The 15178-nt window shown below is 53.6% G+C and carries 14 protein-coding genes; 7 read left to right on the forward strand and 7 right to left on the reverse strand.

What is annotated here, in order from left to right:
• Positions 1–33: 33 nt before the first annotated feature.
• From gmk to recG, 5 genes are read left to right on the forward strand one after another with little or no spacing between them, the layout of a single operon-like run.
• Entirely contained in the window at positions 34–657 is a 624-nt protein-coding gene (gene gmk, locus SK36_RS21195) for a guanylate kinase (RefSeq protein WP_048223121.1), read from the forward strand.
• Between the two features lie 54 nt (positions 658–711).
• A complete protein-coding gene (rpoZ, locus tag SK36_RS21200; protein ID WP_000135058.1) occupies positions 712–987 on the forward strand; it encodes a DNA-directed RNA polymerase subunit omega in 276 nt (91 codons plus the stop codon).
• An 18-nt stretch (positions 988–1005) separates the two neighbouring features.
• Complete coding sequence (gene spoT, locus SK36_RS21205; RefSeq protein ID WP_048223122.1) at positions 1006–3117, forward strand: bifunctional GTP diphosphokinase/guanosine-3',5'-bis pyrophosphate 3'-pyrophosphohydrolase; 2112 nt, start codon at positions 1006–1008, stop codon at positions 3115–3117.
• A 4-nt stretch (positions 3118–3121) separates the two neighbouring features.
• A complete protein-coding gene (gene trmH / locus SK36_RS21210; protein ID WP_045448840.1) occupies positions 3122–3811 on the forward strand; it encodes a tRNA (guanosine(18)-2'-O)-methyltransferase TrmH in 690 nt (229 codons plus the stop codon).
• Positions 3812–3816: 5 nt separating this feature from the next.
• Positions 3817–5898, forward strand: coding sequence for an ATP-dependent DNA helicase RecG (recG, locus tag SK36_RS21215; RefSeq protein WP_048223124.1), 2082 nt, complete (start codon positions 3817–3819; stop codon positions 5896–5898).
• A 48-nt stretch (positions 5899–5946) separates the two neighbouring features.
• Here recG and gltS read toward each other — a convergent pair whose 3' ends face one another.
• Positions 5947–7152 (reverse strand): sodium/glutamate symporter, encoded by a 1206-nt coding sequence (gene gltS, locus SK36_RS21220; RefSeq protein ID WP_045448843.1) that lies wholly within the window; start codon positions 7150–7152, stop codon positions 5947–5949.
• Positions 7153–7377: 225 nt separating this feature from the next.
• On the opposite strand from gltS, the gene xanP reads away from it, so the two are divergent.
• Together xanP and SK36_RS21230 are read left to right on the forward strand one after the other, a co-directional pair.
• Positions 7378–8769, forward strand: coding sequence for a xanthine/proton symporter XanP (gene xanP, locus SK36_RS21225; protein ID WP_045448845.1), 1392 nt, complete (start codon positions 7378–7380; stop codon positions 8767–8769).
• Between the two features lie 121 nt (positions 8770–8890).
• Positions 8891–10600, forward strand: a complete 1710-nt coding sequence (locus tag SK36_RS21230; RefSeq protein WP_045448846.1) for an AsmA family protein — start codon at positions 8891–8893, stop codon at positions 10598–10600.
• Between the two features lie 92 nt (positions 10601–10692).
• Here SK36_RS21230 and SK36_RS21235 read toward each other — a convergent pair whose 3' ends face one another.
• The 6 genes from SK36_RS21235 to SK36_RS21260 all read right to left on the reverse strand — a co-directional run bounded on the left by SK36_RS21235 (position 10693) and on the right by SK36_RS21260 (position 15158).
• Positions 10693–11376, reverse strand: coding sequence for a D-lyxose/D-mannose family sugar isomerase (locus SK36_RS21235; RefSeq protein ID WP_045448848.1), 684 nt, complete (start codon positions 11374–11376; stop codon positions 10693–10695).
• A 49-nt stretch (positions 11377–11425) separates the two neighbouring features.
• Entirely contained in the window at positions 11426–12286 is an 861-nt protein-coding gene (locus SK36_RS21240; protein ID WP_048223132.1) for a ketose-bisphosphate aldolase, read from the reverse strand.
• 80 nt (positions 12287–12366) lie between these two features.
• Complete coding sequence (locus SK36_RS21245) at positions 12367–13218, reverse strand: class II fructose-bisphosphate aldolase (RefSeq protein ID WP_048223133.1); 852 nt, start codon at positions 13216–13218, stop codon at positions 12367–12369.
• An 11-nt stretch (positions 13219–13229) separates the two neighbouring features.
• Positions 13230–14321 (reverse strand): PTS fructose transporter subunit IIC, encoded by a 1092-nt coding sequence (locus SK36_RS21250; protein WP_048223134.1) that lies wholly within the window; start codon positions 14319–14321, stop codon positions 13230–13232.
• 26 nt (positions 14322–14347) lie between these two features.
• Positions 14348–14668 carry a PTS fructose transporter subunit IIB gene (locus tag SK36_RS21255; RefSeq protein WP_045448856.1) on the reverse strand — a complete coding sequence of 107 codons (321 nt, stop codon included), beginning with the start codon at positions 14666–14668 and terminating at the stop codon, positions 14348–14350.
• A 19-nt stretch (positions 14669–14687) separates the two neighbouring features.
• A complete protein-coding gene (locus tag SK36_RS21260; RefSeq protein WP_048223135.1) occupies positions 14688–15158 on the reverse strand; it encodes a PTS sugar transporter subunit IIA in 471 nt (156 codons plus the stop codon).
• Between the last annotated feature and the right edge of the window lie 20 nt (positions 15159–15178).

The following is a 15178-nucleotide window of genomic DNA, read 5'->3' on the forward strand; positions in this document are numbered from 1 at the left end:
CTCTCTTTCGACAATCACATACATAAGATACTCATGGCTCAAGGCACGCTTTATATTGTTTCTGCCCCCAGTGGCGCGGGTAAATCCAGCCTGATTCAGGCTTTATTAAAGACCCAACCGTTGTATGACACCCAGGTTTCTGTTTCGCACACTACCCGTGCACCGCGTCCCGGGGAGGTGCATGGTGAACACTATTACTTCGTAAACCATGATGAATTCAGAAGCATGATTGGCAGAGATGCGTTCCTGGAACACGCTGAGGTATTTGGCAATTATTATGGCACCTCGCGTGAGGCAATTGAGCAAGTGCTGGCATCGGGTGTAGATGTCTTTTTAGATATCGACTGGCAAGGTGCGCAGCAAATTCGTGAAAAAATGCCGCATGCGCGCAGTATTTTTATTTTGCCGCCCTCTAAGATCGAGCTGGACCGCCGCCTGCGCGGTCGTGGTCAGGATAGCGAAGAAGTCATCGCAAAACGTATGGCGCAAGCTGTTGCAGAAATGAGCCATTACGCCGAATATGATTATCTTATTGTGAATGATGATTTCGATACTGCCCTAGGCGATTTGAAAACTATCATTCGCGCCGAACGTCTGCGCATGAGCCGCCAAAAGCAGCGTCATGACGCTTTAATCAGCAAACTGTTGGCAGACTGAACTCACATTCAGTATCATGCCCAGTCATTTCTTCACCTGTGGAGCATTTTAAGTATGGCACGCGTAACTGTTCAGGACGCTGTAGAGAAAATTGGTAACCGTTTTGACCTGGTACTGGTCGCCGCGCGTCGCGCTCGTCAGATGCAGGTAGGCGGAAAGGATCCGCTCGTACCGGAAGAAAACGATAAAACTACTGTAATCGCGCTGCGCGAAATCGAAGAAGGTCTGATCAACAACCAGATCCTTGACGTGCGTGAGCGCCAGGAACAGCAAGAGCAGGAAGCCGCTGAATTACAAGCCGTTACCGCTATTGCTGAAGGTCGTCGTTAATCACAAAGCGGGTCGCCCTTGTATCTGTTTGAAAGCCTGAATCAACTGATTCAAAACTACCTGCCGGAAGACCAGATTAAGCGTCTTCGGCAGGCGTATCTCGTTGCACGTGACGCTCACGAGGGCCAGACACGTTCAAGCGGTGAACCCTATATCACGCACCCGGTTGCGGTGGCCTGCATTCTGGCCGAGATGAAACTCGACTATGAAACGCTAATGGCCGCGCTGCTACATGACGTGATTGAAGATACTCCTGCCACCTACCAGGACATGGAACAGCTTTTTGGTAAAAGCGTTGCTGAGCTGGTAGAAGGGGTATCAAAGCTTGATAAGCTTAAGTTTCGCGATAAGAAAGAGGCGCAGGCCGAAAACTTTCGCAAGATGATTATGGCGATGGTGCAGGATATCCGCGTCATTCTCATCAAACTTGCCGACCGTACCCACAATATGCGCACGCTGGGCTCATTACGCCCGGATAAGCGTCGCCGCATCGCCCGTGAAACCCTCGAAATCTACAGTCCGCTGGCACACCGTTTAGGTATTCATCACATTAAAACCGAGCTGGAAGAGCTGGGTTTTGAGGCGCTATACCCGAACCGCTACCGCGTGATTAAAGAAGTGGTTAAAGCCGCTCGCGGCAACCGCAAAGAGATGATTCAAAAAATCCTCTCTGAAATCGAAGGACGTTTACAGGAGGCAGGCATTCCGTGCCGCGTAAGTGGTCGCGAGAAACACCTGTACTCTATCTACTGCAAGATGGTACTCAAAGAGCAGCGTTTTCACTCAATCATGGATATCTACGCATTCCGCGTTATCGTCCATGACTCTGATACCTGCTATCGCGTACTCGGGCAGATGCACAGCCTGTATAAACCTCGTCCTGGCCGAGTAAAAGATTATATTGCGATTCCGAAAGCGAACGGATATCAGTCTTTACACACCTCAATGATCGGCCCGCACGGTGTTCCAGTCGAAGTACAAATTCGTACTGAAGACATGGACCAAATGGCGGAGATGGGGGTTGCTGCACACTGGGCGTACAAAGAGCACGGTGAAACCAGCACAACGGCACAAATCCGCGCCCAGCGCTGGATGCAGAGCTTGTTGGAACTGCAGCAGAGCGCCGGTAGCTCATTTGAATTTATTGAAAGCGTCAAATCTGATCTCTTCCCGGATGAGATTTATGTTTTCACGCCGGAAGGGCGCATTGTTGAACTGCCTGCCGGTGCAACGCCTGTCGACTTCGCTTACGCGGTACACACCGATATCGGCCATGCCTGCGTCGGCGCGCGCGTCGACAGGCAGCCATACCCGCTTTCACAGCCACTCTTTAGCGGTCAGACCGTTGAAATCATCACTGCACCGGGCGCACGTCCCAATGCGGCATGGCTCAACTTTGTTGTCAGTTCGAAAGCACGCGCCAAAATTCGCCAGTTGCTGAAAAACCTCAAACGCGATGATTCCGTCAGTCTTGGGCGTCGTCTGCTCAACCATGCCTTAGGCGGTAGCCGTAAGCTGGCTGAGATCCCGCAAGAAAGTATCCAGCGTGAGCTTGAGCGTATGAAGCTCGCCACGCTTGACGATCTGTTAGCGGAAATCGGACTGGGGAACGCCATGAGCGTTGTGGTGGCAAAAAACCTTCAGCAAGGTGAAGTACCGGCGAACGCTCCCGCACAATCCGGTCATGGGCATCTGCCAATTAAAGGCGCAGATGGCGTGCTGATTACCTTCGCGAAATGCTGTCGCCCGATTCCTGGCGATCCGATCATTGCCCACGTCAGCCCGGGTAAAGGTCTGGTTATCCACCATGAATCCTGCCGTAACATCCGTGGCTACCAGAAAGAGCCAGAGAAGTTTATGGCGGTGGAATGGGATAAAGAGACAGAGCAGGAATTCATCACCGAAATTAAGGTGGACATGTTTAACCACCAGGGTGCACTGGCTAACCTGACGGCGGCAATCAACACAACCACCTCTAATATTCAGAGTCTGAATACCGAAGAGAAAGATGGTCGCGTCTACAGCGCCTTTATTCGCCTGACCGCACGCGATCGTGTGCACCTGGCAAATATCATGCGCAAAATCCGTGTTATGCCGGACGTGATAAAAGTCACCCGTAACCGAAACTAGTTTTATGAATAAACAACGTTATGCTCGAATCTGCGAGATGCTCGCCAGGCGTCAGCCTGATCTGACCGTCTGCATGGAGCAGGTCCATAAACCTCATAACGTTTCTGCGATCATTCGAACCGCAGATGCAGTCGGCGTACATGAAGTTCACGCTGTCTGGCCAGGGAGCCGTATGCGCACCATGGCCTCTTCTGCTGCAGGCAGCAACAGTTGGGTACAGGTTAAGACCCACCGCACGATTGGCGATGCGGTAACGCATTTAAAAAGCCAGGGCATGCAGGTTCTGGCGACGCACCTCTCTGATAAAGCCGTCGATTTCCGCGAGATTGATTACACGCGTCCTACCTGCATCCTGATGGGTCAGGAGAAAACCGGTATTACTCAGGAAGCGCTGGCTCTGGCGGATCAGGACATCATCATTCCTATGACCGGCATGGTACAGTCGCTGAATGTCTCAGTCGCCTCCGCGCTTATTCTGTACGAAGCACAGCGCCAGCGACAAAACGCCGGGATGTACCTGCGAGAGAACAGCATGCTGCCGGAAGATGAACAGCAGCGGTTGCTGTTTGAAGGCGGCTATCCGGTGCTGGCAAACGTTGCTAAGCGCAAAGGTCTTCCCTATCCCCACGTCAATTCGCAGGGCGAAATTGAAGCCGATGCAACGTGGTGGGCCACTATGCAATCTGCGAGATAAACGCGATGAAAGGCCGTTTACTGGATGCTATTCCACTCAACTCTCTGACGGGCGTTGGCGCAGCGCAAAGCAGTAAACTGGCGAAAATCGGCCTGCACACCGTGCAGGATCTTCTCTTACACCTTCCCCTGCGCTACGAAGACCGCACGCATCTGTATCCAATTGGCGAACTGCTGCCTGGCGTATATGCGACCGTAGAAGGCGAAGTGCTGAACTGCAACATCACCTTTGGCGGCCGCCGAATGATGACCTGCCAGATAAGCGATGGCTCCGGCATTCTGACAATGCGCTTTTTCAACTTCAGCGCAGCAATGAAAAACAGCCTTGCGACAGGAAGACGGGTGCTGGCCTATGGCGAAGCCAGGCGCGGGAAATACGGCGCAGAGATGATCCACCCGGAATATCGCGTGCAGGGAGATCTCAGCACACCGGAACTCCAGGAAACACTCACGCCTGTTTATCCGACCACTGAAGGTGTAAAACAGGCAACACTGCGCAAACTGACCGATCAGGCTCTGGATTTGCTTGATACCTGTGCCATTGCCGAACTGCTGCCGCCAGATTTATTACAGGGTTTGATGAGCCTGCCAGAAGCTTTACGCACGCTGCACCGCCCGCCGCCATCACTACAGCTCAGCGACCTTGAAACGGGGCAACACCCGGCGCAGCGACGTCTGATCCTTGAAGAGCTACTAGCGCATAACCTCAGCATGCTGGCATTACGCGCAGGCGCTCAGCGCTTTCATGCTCAGCCTCTCAGTGCCAATGATACCCTGAAAAACCAGCTACTGGCCGCGCTGCCATTTAAACCTACCGGCGCACAGGCTCGCGTAGTGGCTGAGATCGAACGCGACATGGCGCTGGATGTCCCGATGATGCGTCTGGTTCAGGGCGATGTCGGTTCCGGTAAAACTCTTGTCGCCGCACTCGCGGCGCTAAGGGCTATCGCACATGGCAAGCAGGTAGCGCTCATGGCACCAACCGAACTTCTGGCCGAACAGCACGCGAATAACTTCCGTAACTGGTTTGCGCCATTGGGTGTTGAGGTGGGCTGGCTGGCGGGTAAGCAGAAAGGTAAAGCGCGTCTTGCGCAACAGGAAGCTATCGCCAGCGGACAGGTGCAGATGATTGTCGGCACTCATGCGATTTTCCAGGAGCAGGTGCAGTTCAACGGTCTGGCGCTGGTTATCATCGACGAACAACACCGCTTTGGCGTTCACCAGCGTCTGGCGCTGTGGGAAAAAGGTCAACAGCAGGGTTTTCACCCGCACCAGTTGATCATGACCGCTACCCCGATCCCCCGTACGCTGGCAATGACCGCCTATGCCGATCTCGATACCTCGGTGATTGACGAACTGCCTCCGGGCCGTACACCAGTCACTACTGTCGCCATCCCGGATACCCGTCGCAGCGACATTATTGACCGCGTGCGTAACGCCTGCACTCACGAAGGGCGTCAGGCATACTGGGTCTGCACGCTCATTGAAGAGTCTGATTTACTGGAAGCACAGGCTGCGGAAGCCACGTGGGAAGAACTTAAACTCGGCCTGCCAGAACTCAATATTGGCCTGGTACATGGGCGAATGAAACCTGCAGAGAAACAATCGGTGATGGCCGCCTTCAAACAGGGTGAACTGCATCTGCTGGTCGCCACCACGGTGATTGAAGTTGGCGTGGACGTGCCAAACGCCAGCCTGATGATTATCGAAAACCCGGAGCGCTTAGGCCTGGCCCAGTTGCACCAGCTTCGTGGCCGCGTAGGCCGTGGCGCGGTGGCCTCTCACTGTGTGCTGCTCTACAAATCGCCGCTTTCAAAAACTGCTCAGAAGCGTCTGCAAGTGTTGCGGGACAGCAACGACGGATTCGTTATTGCGCAAAAAGATTTGGAGATCCGCGGCCCGGGCGAATTGTTAGGAACGCGTCAGACCGGAACTGCAGAATTCAAAGTGGCGGATTTGCTGCGCGATCAGGCGATTATTCCGGAAGTTCAGCGCATTGCCCGTCACATTCATGAACGTTATCCACAACAGGCGATGGCGCTGATAGAGCGCTGGATGCCGGAAACAGAGCGCTACTCCAACGCATAACAGATCAAGATCAATAGCGGCGGCGGTTATCACACCGCCGCACAGCCTTTATTGCGCAAAAATCGGCAACAGTAGATACAGCTTAATCACCAGCGCGTTGACAATATCGATAAAGAACGCCCCCACCATTGGCACCACCAAAAATGCCATATGCGACGGACCAAAACGCTCAGTAATCGCCTGCATATTAGCAATCGCCGTCGGCGTCGCGCCAAGGCCAAAACCACAGTGTCCTGCCGCCAGCACCGCTGCATCATAGTTCTTACCCATCATGCGCCAGGTCACGAATACAGCGTACAGCGCCATGAAAATGGTTTGTACAACGAGGATAGCCAGCATCGGCAGTGCCAGTGAAGCCAGCTCCCACAGTTTCAGGCTCATCAACGCCATCGCGAGGAATAGCGACAGGCTAACGTTACCCAACACCGAAACCGCACGCTCAAATACCCGATAAAAGCCCATTAACGCCAGGCCATTGCTGAGGATCACCCCCACAAACAGCACGCAAACAAAAGTCGGAAGTTCCAGTACCGTTCCCACCAGCAATTGCGCAACGATTTTTCCGACCGTCAGACAGATAGCAATCAGCGCGATGGTTTCAATCAGCACCAGAGAGGTGATTATGCGCCCGACATCCGGTTTTTCAAACGCGGTCGGAACCGCCTGATCGTCCGGCATACCGTCCGGCGTCGTGGAGTGCTTTACCAGATAGCGCGCCACCGGACCACCAATCAGTCCGCCCAACACCAGGCCAAACGTTGCGCACGCCATCGCCACTTCGGTGGCATTGGTGAAACCATAGCGTTCAATAAACAGTTTGCTCCACGCAGCTCCTGTGCCGTGGCCGCCAGAGAGCGTTATCGAACCGGCAATCAGCCCCATCAGCGGGTCAAGGCCGAGCAGACTTGCCATCCCAATACCAATGGCGTTCTGCATCAATAGCAAACCTACCACCACAATCAGAAATATTCCCACCACGCGCCCACCGGCTCGCAGGCTGGCGATATTGGCGTTCAGGCCGATAGTCGCAAAGAACGCCAGCATCAGCGGATCGCGCAGCGTCATATCAAAATTGACTTCCCAGCCCATACTTTTTTTCAGTACCAACAGCGCGATCGCCACCAGCAATCCACCCGCTACAGGTTCGGGAATGGTGTATTTCTTCAGGAAGGGAACAGACTGGACGAGCTTGCGCCCCAGCAGCAACACCAGGGTTGCAGCAACCAGTGTTGATAAAGTATCGAGGTAAAACATATACAGCTCCATTAGTGCGTTTAGCACAGTCACGCACGATGCATTCCAGATCGATTTTTAGCTCTTAATGAGTTATCGGGGTGGATTTTAAGCAGAAAATGATGAAAAGTTATATAAAAATGTTTGTTTATCCGTTTTAAATATTAGCAATAGTTACTGGCAAACGTTTGCTTTTACGCCCTGGTCAGATAAAATCACCGCTTTTCCACCATGGGATTGCCTCTGATGTCCGTTAACGCCGTAGAGTCAGCAAATGCGCAACCGGTTGCGCAGACTCACAACAGTGAACTGATTTACCGTCTTGAAGATCGCCCTCCGCTAGCCCAGACCCTGTTTGCCGCCTGTCAGCACCTGCTGGCGATGTTCGTCGCGGTTATCACGCCTGCCCTGCTCATCTGCCAGGCGCTCGGTTTACCGGCTCAGGATACTCAACACATTATCAGTATGTCGCTGTTCGCATCCGGCGTAGCTTCCATCATTCAGATTAAAGCCTGGGGGCCAGTTGGCTCGGGGCTGTTATCCATTCAGGGCACCAGCTTTAACTTTGTTGCGCCGCTGATTATGGGCGGCACGGCGCTGAAAACCGGTGGTGCCGATGTCCCTACTATGATGGCTGCGCTGTTTGGCACTTTAATGCTGGCAAGCTGCACTGAAATGGTTATCTCTCGTGTACTGCATCTGGCGCGCCGTATTATTACCCCGCTGGTCTCAGGCGTGGTGGTGATGATCATCGGCTTGTCGCTGATTCAGGTCGGCCTGACATCGATTGGTGGCGGCTACGCGGCGATGAGTGATAACACCTTTGGCGCACCGAAGAATTTGATGCTGGCAGGTGTCGTACTGGCACTCATTATCATTCTGAATCGCCAGCGCAACCCATACCTGCGCGTTGCGTCACTGGTGATTGCGATGGCCGCGGGCTACCTGCTGGCCTGGTTTATGGACATGCTGCCGCAAAATACCGCACCGGTAAGCCAGGACCTCATCATGGTGCCAACACCGCTGTACTATGGTCTGGGTATCGACTGGAACCTACTGCTGCCGCTGATGCTGGTCTTTATGATCACTTCGCTGGAAACCATCGGTGATATTACGGCCACGTCCGATGTCTCCGAACAACCCGTCTCCGGCCCGCTGTATATGAAGCGTCTGAAAGGTGGCGTACTGGCTAACGGTCTGAACTCATTTGTCTCCGCCGTATTCAACACCTTCCCGAACTCCTGCTTCGGGCAGAACAACGGGGTCATCCAGTTAACCGGCGTCGCCAGCCGCTATGTCGGCTTTGTAGTCGCGCTGATGCTGATCGCACTGGGCCTGTTCCCGGCGGTAAGTGGTTTTGTGCAGCACATTCCAGAACCCGTTTTGGGCGGCGCTACGCTGGTCATGTTTGGTACCATCGCAGCATCCGGGGTACGCATTGTTTCACGCGAGCCGTTGAATCGCCGCGCCATTCTGATTATCGCGTTGTCGCTGGCGGTCGGTCTTGGCGTCTCCCAGCAGCCGCTGATCCTGCAGTTTGCTCCTGACTGGGTGAAAAACTTACTCTCCTCCGGCATTGCCGCTGGCGGTATTACCGCTATCGTCCTGAACCTGATTTTCCCGCCAGAGAAAGCCTAAGCGAAGTGCGGCGTTGATTCAGAATCAACGCCGCTGTAACGCTCTTTCACCATTCCCGCCTTGAGCATTGCGCATAAATCGTGCATAACTTGACTATGTGCACTTCGCGGGATGGAAGACCATGAAATTTATTGGAAAGCTGCTTCTTTACGTGCTGATCGCTTTTGCAGTGGTGATCCTCGGCCTTTATTTTCTACTGCAAACCCGCTGGGGCGCAGAGCATGTCAGCGCCTGGGTATCGGAGAATAGCAGCTACCACCTGACTTTTGATGCCATCGATCACCGGTTTTCCGCACCCTCCCACATTCTGTTGGAAAACGTCACCTTTGGCCGGGACGGGCAGCCTTCCACTCTGGTCGCAAAAATGGTCGATATTGGGCTGAGTAGCCGTCAAATCACCGATCCATTGCACGTTGACACCATTCTTTTGCAAAACGGTACGCTCAATCTTTCCCAGCAAACTGCGCCGCTTCCATTTCAGGCCGATCGCCTGCAATTGCAGGATATGGCGCTTAACAGCCCCGGCAGTGCGTGGAACCTGAGCGCCCAGCGCGTGAACGGTGGCGTTATCCCCTGGAGTCCTGAGGCAGGTAAAATTCTCGGCAACAAGGCGCAAATCCAGCTCAGCGCCAGCTCGTTGACGCTGAACGATGTTCCCACCACTAACGTGCTGATTGAAGGCAGTATCGACCATGAACGGGTGACGTTAAGCAACATTGGTGCAGATGTGGCACGCGGTGCATTAACCGGTGTGGCACAGCGGAATGCCGACGGCAGTTGGGTAGTGGAGAATCTGCGTCTGAATGATATCCGACTACAGAGCGATAAATCACTGGCCGATTTTTTCGCGCCGTTAACCACCATTCCTTCTCTGCAAATAGGTCGCCTTGAGGTGACGGATGCCCGTCTGCAGGGCCCTGACTGGGCGGTAACGGATCTCGACCTTAGCTTGCGCAACATGACCTTCAGCAAGGACGACTGGCAGACACAGGAAGGTAAACTGTCGATGAACGCCAGTGAGTTCATCTACGGTTCACTGCACTTCTACGATCCTATTCTGAACGCCGAGTTCTCACCGCAAGGCATTGCACTTCGCCAGTTCACAACCCGCTGGGAAGGCGGCATGGTCAGAACGTCCGGCAACTGGCTGCGCAACAACAAAGCGCTGATCCTCGACGATGCCGCGATTGCCGGGCTGGAATACACGCTTCCGGAAAACTGGAAGCAGCAGTGGATGAAACCGCTGCCAGCCTGGTTGAACAGCCTGACCCTGAAGAAATTCAGCGCCAGCCGTAACCTGGTGATTGATATCGATCCAGCGTTCCCGTGGCAACTTACCGCGCTGGATGGCTACGGCGCTAACCTGGGGCTGGTGCAAAACAATCAATGGGGGATCTGGAGCGGTAATGCCACGCTCAATGCCGCTGCTGCTACATTCAACCGCACCGACGTTCGCCGTCCTTCGCTGGCACTCACAGCGAACAGCAGCACGGTTAACATCAGCGAGCTAAGCGCGTATACCGAGAAAGGGCTGCTGGAAGCCACCGCCAGCATCTCGCAGCTACCACAGCGCCAGACAAAAGTCAGCCTGAACGGGCGCGGTGTACCAATGACTATCCTGCAACAGTGGGGTTGGCCTGCACTGCCGCTTTCCGGTGACGGCAACATCCAGCTTATCGCCAGCGGTAACATTCTGGCAGATGCACCGTTGAAGCCAACAGTGAACGGTCAGTTGCATGCGGTGAATGCGCAACAACAACAGATGACGCAAACCATGCAGGCAGGCGTCGTGTCTGGCGGGGAAGTCACGTCCCCGTCGCCTGCGCAATAAAACCAGATTGCCCGGTGGCGTTTGCGCTTACCGGGCCTGCGATTTTGCCTCCTTGCCAGCCGAATAAGACCAAGCCACCATCCGGTGACGGGCTATTCCCGTAAACCATCATATTCACTGCATAACAACCATTTTACTGGCTCATCCTCAGCTATCGCCGGGAAGCGCCCGCCTGGCTCAAGGAAGTGGTTATCCTGCAGGTCGTCATTCACCATCGAAATTTCCCAACCCAGCACAAACGCTTTCTCAGCCCAGAAGCGATGGTACAAACGCGGCGGCAGGCAGACACTCTGCCCCGGCTTCAGCACCAGAGTGTCGCCGGGCTTGAAAGTACGCCGTTGACCATCCACGCTGACATCAACTATTCGCTGACCGTCGTACTGTGCATCGGGCGTAGCCCACGCCAGCTGCATGCATAAATCACCACCGCCGCGATTCACGATATCTTCCATTTTATGCGTATGAAAATGCCACGGAGTTTGCTGATCCTGCTGAATTTGCAGCATCTTTTCGGCATACGGTTTGGGGTAGTTGGCTGAACCCAGCAAGCCATTGCGCAACGTCAACAACGTCAGCCCCGTTTGCGAAAAATCCCCGCGACCAAAGTCGGTAATATCCCAGCCCAACCTGAGATCGAGTACTTCACACCACTCCGCTCTATCCTGCTGTCGCCAGACATCGGCGGTAAAATAGGCAAAATCAGGCAGACACACCCGAAAGGTCTCGGCGATGGCATGCGCTTTATCAACGGCATAATTTATTTGAGAACGCTTCATTCCACTTTTCCTTGTTGCGAAAGAGGCGGGTCACCCCGCCTGCATGCGGTTAGTAAAGTGACGCTTTTCCGGTGGAGCCGAACAGTTTCATTTTGTGACGGATCACATCCCGTGCGGCGCTGATCGCTTCCGGATAAATTACATTTGGGTCCCACCAGGTCTCTTTTGCCAGGATTTCACGGACTTTCTGGAAATAGGCGTATTTCATATCACTGGAAATATTGATTTTTCCGACCCCCAGCGTGACGGATTCGGCAATTTCCGCATCCGGATTCGCTGAGCCGCCGTGCAGAACCAGCGGAATATCCAGCCGTCCAGCGATGTCGCGCAGGATGTTCATTTGCAGTTCAGGCTGCATACCTTTCGGGTAGATCCCGTGTGCGGTACCAATCGCCACCGCCAGCGTGTCGGCACCCGTACGGGCAATAAAATCCTCTGCCTGAGCAGGATCGGTATAGGTAACTTGCGAGACACCGCCTTCTACTGACGTCCCGGTCTGACCAATCGTTCCCAACTCACCTTCAACAGAAACACCTACCGCGTGCGCCAGTCTGACCACTTCCTTCGTCAGTGCCACATTCTCCTCATACGGCAGCAGCGAACCGTCAATCATCACGGAGGTAAACCCGCATTGAATTGCGCGCAGGACATGCTCTACCGAGGCACCGTGATCCAGATGCAGAGTGAACGGTACCGGGCTGCGCATCGTGATATCACGAACATAGCTAAAAAACGCATCACCGAGGAAATCATGCTCGCTAGGGTGGATGGAGATAATCGCAGGTGTGTTGGTCGCTTCCGCTTCTTCCACCACAGCACGCACAAAACAGCTATCTGCAACGTTAAAGGCGCCAATGGCAAAACCGTGCTGACGGGTAGGTTGCAGTAATTCTTTCATCGAAACTAACATGGTAATTCTCCAGTTTCAGGGTGTAGAAAGCCCTGCCAGTGCGTTATCGCAGAGGCATAGAGGGCGTTACAGAAAACGAATCAGGCTTTGTCGATAGCGCCGCTGGCCTGCAGGTACGGAATTATGGCTTCCTCGCTGGCCTGCTCCATCACCGCCAGAGCATCAACCAGTTCACAGGATTTGTCCCGACAGAGGGTATGCAGCAATGCCGCTTTTCCTGCCTCAAAGACAGCCGCCCCAACGTTGATCTTGGCAACGCCAAAGGCCGGGCAACGCTGGAGCTGGTCAAACGGCGTACCGCTACCGCCATGCAGAGCAAGCGGCACGGTCGACATACGGGCGATCTCCTCAAGACGCTGGAAATCAATGGCAGGGGTAATGCCAGGCGCGTACATGCCGTGCGCCGTTCCGACTGAAACGGCCAGTAAGTCGATACCTGTCTGCTGGATAAACGGCGCAACATCTGCGACCTGAGTCATCAAATCGACGTTCGTCGCATGGTCATAGCGCGGCGCATCGGCCAGATGGCCCAGTTCCCCCTCAACGCAAAGTTTTGCGCTGGCGGCCAGTTCCACCACCGCCCTGGTCTGGCGAATATTCTCTTCCAGCGCAAACGCAGAGGCGTCGATCATCAAACCGCTAAATCCGGCGCGGAAAGCCTGGCGAATGCGTACAGGATCCTTTCCATGGTCAAGTGCTAACGCGACAGGTACAGAGGCTTCTTCTGCTAGTGCTTTAACGACCGCCGCCGCCAGTGAGGCAGGGAAATGATCCAGATGTCCCTGGTACAGATTCAGAATGATGGGCGCACGGTGTTTCTCAGCAACCCGCACCGCAGCTCTGGCACTTTCCAGGTTCATACAATTGATCGCCAGCAGTGCGTACTGCCCACGCCAGGCTTTCGTCACCATGCTTTTCATATCGGCAAACATACGGCCTCCGGTTATTCCAGGGTGAAGGTGATATCTTCGTCTTTCAGTTTTTGATCGCTAAGTTCGTCAAACTCTTCGTCACGCTCGGTCACTGGTTTCTTCCACAGCGACAGCATGACGCCACAGATAACCGTCCCGATGCCCAACGCCAGGCAAAACAACAGTGGATGTGTGAAGAGTGGGACAACAAACATGCCGCCGTGCGGGACAGGACTTTCTACGCCCCACACCATAATCAGGCCGCCCGCCACCGCGGAGGCCACCACACAGGCCCCCACCACGCGCAGCAGGTCGCGCGCCGCAATCGGAATGACCCCTTCGGTGATCATGCAAATCCCCATCGGGAACGCCGCTTTCAGCGCTTCGCGTTCAGCACGGGTGTACTTGTGACGCGTCAGCAGGAAGGAGAGCGTAATGCCGAACGGCGGGATAATCGAACCGACAAACTTCACGGCTTCCGGGCCATATACGCCACTTACCAGCATGCCATCGGCGAACAGTGACATGGTTTTATTCACCGGGCCGCCAAAGTCGAATGTCGCCATTGCGCCGAGGATTGCGCCCATCAGAAAGCGCGATCCACCCTGCATGGACTCCAGCAAATGAATCAGCGCTTCCTGAAGCCAGGCAATTGGCTTGCCAATCAGCGTCATCATCAACAGACCGCCAATCACGGTGCTCAATACCGGCAACACCATAATGGGCATCAACCCCTGCATCGACTGCGGCAACCGGATATAACGCTTAAGCAGCAACACGGTGTAGCCGACAAGAAATCCGCCCAGCATCCCGCCAATAAAACCGGTATGAATTTCACCGCAGACAAAACCGACAATCAGACCCGGCACGAATCCGGGGCGGTCGGCGATAGAGTAAGCAATTGCCGCACTAATCAGCGGAACAATTAATCCCATCCCCCAACCGCCAATCTGGTTAAGCATCCACGGTATTGTCCCGGTTTTTTCACCAACATTTGTGCCACCGAGTATTTGCCCAAGGGCAATACAAATCCCTGCGGCAACAATTAACGGGATCATCCACGAGATTCCCGTTAACAAATGTTTTTTTATTTCCTGAGATAGCGGTATTTTATTTTCATTCATGTGAGATCCCTCCAGAATGAGGATCGCTACTGGTTCAAATTAACCAATGATTTTTCGACCTTTTCAAGAAACTGAATTGGCGACTTTATCACTATTTCTGTTTTCACTCGCACAATACGTTTATTTATAAAACGTTCCTCCCCTTTTATTTTGACATCCACAGCCAGAATGACGACATCAGCGGCAGAAATATCACCTGCCAACAGTTCGTTTTCCGTGCCGATGGTGCCCTGGGTTTCAACTTTGATATTATGGCCAAGCGCTTTTGCGCCTTTTATTAACTTTTCACGGGCGATATAAGTGTGCGCAATACCCGCCGTACAAGCGGCAACACAAACAATATTCATAAGATGCTCCACATTTTATTTAGCAGACATTCGACTCAGCATATTGGCTAAACAACTCAATAATTTTTTGTGGACTGCGCTCGATCAGTAACTGCTCAATAATCTCGTCATCTGCTAACGCCCCGGCAACCTGAGAGAGCAGACGAATATGTGTTGTGTTTTGATCTTCAAGACGAACGGCAAATAAAATAATGCACCGTACGTTGCTGCCATCAAGCGTTTCCCACGGAATATCATGACGAGTACGCCCGATAGCCAGAGTAGTATTGACCACCGCCGAAGATTTACCGTGCGGGATAGCAATATGATTTTCAAAACCAGTCGAGCCTTCAGACTCACGCTGCCAGACGTCCTGAATAAACGTATCCCGGCAGCTAATCGCACCATCTTTTTGCAGCAGGTCAGTCAGTTCCTCAATGGCCTCCGTTTTATTTGTAGCCTTCATGTCCAAAATAACGCAATTTGTATTGAGTATTTTCGTTATGTCCATCAATCATACCTCATGGAGTT

The sequence above is a fragment of the Citrobacter sp. MGH106 genome (assembly GCF_001037495.1).
In the GTDB taxonomy this organism is placed as follows: Bacteria; Pseudomonadota; Gammaproteobacteria; order Enterobacterales; family Enterobacteriaceae; genus Citrobacter; species Citrobacter murliniae.

What these genes read in the sequence shown, in the direction of transcription:
- SK36_RS21260 (WP_048223135.1), bottom strand. Translation starts at nt 15,158, where the DNA reads ATGGACATAACGAAAATACTCAATACAAATTGCGTTATTTTGGACATG.
- SK36_RS21240 (WP_048223132.1), bottom strand. Translation starts at nt 12,286, where the DNA reads ATGTTAGTTTCGATGAAAGAATTACTGCAACCTACCCGTCAGCACGGT.
- xanP (WP_045448845.1), top strand. Translation starts at nt 7,378, where the DNA reads ATGTCCGTTAACGCCGTAGAGTCAGCAAATGCGCAACCGGTTGCGCAG.
- trmH (WP_045448840.1), top strand. Translation starts at nt 3,122, where the DNA reads ATGAATAAACAACGTTATGCTCGAATCTGCGAGATGCTCGCCAGGCGT.
- gltS (WP_045448843.1), bottom strand. Translation starts at nt 7,152, where the DNA reads ATGTTTTACCTCGATACTTTATCAACACTGGTTGCTGCAACCCTGGTG.
- rpoZ (WP_000135058.1), top strand. Translation starts at nt 712, where the DNA reads ATGGCACGCGTAACTGTTCAGGACGCTGTAGAGAAAATTGGTAACCGT.
- SK36_RS21235 (WP_045448848.1), bottom strand. Translation starts at nt 11,376, where the DNA reads ATGAAGCGTTCTCAAATAAATTATGCCGTTGATAAAGCGCATGCCATC.
- SK36_RS21250 (WP_048223134.1), bottom strand. Translation starts at nt 14,321, where the DNA reads ATGAATGAAAATAAAATACCGCTATCTCAGGAAATAAAAAAACATTTG.
- SK36_RS21255 (WP_045448856.1), bottom strand. Translation starts at nt 14,668, where the DNA reads ATGAATATTGTTTGTGTTGCCGCTTGTACGGCGGGTATTGCGCACACT.
- recG (WP_048223124.1), top strand. Translation starts at nt 3,817, where the DNA reads ATGAAAGGCCGTTTACTGGATGCTATTCCACTCAACTCTCTGACGGGC.
- gmk (WP_048223121.1), top strand. Translation starts at nt 34, where the DNA reads ATGGCTCAAGGCACGCTTTATATTGTTTCTGCCCCCAGTGGCGCGGGT.
- SK36_RS21230 (WP_045448846.1), top strand. Translation starts at nt 8,891, where the DNA reads ATGAAATTTATTGGAAAGCTGCTTCTTTACGTGCTGATCGCTTTTGCA.
- SK36_RS21245 (WP_048223133.1), bottom strand. Translation starts at nt 13,218, where the DNA reads ATGTTTGCCGATATGAAAAGCATGGTGACGAAAGCCTGGCGTGGGCAG.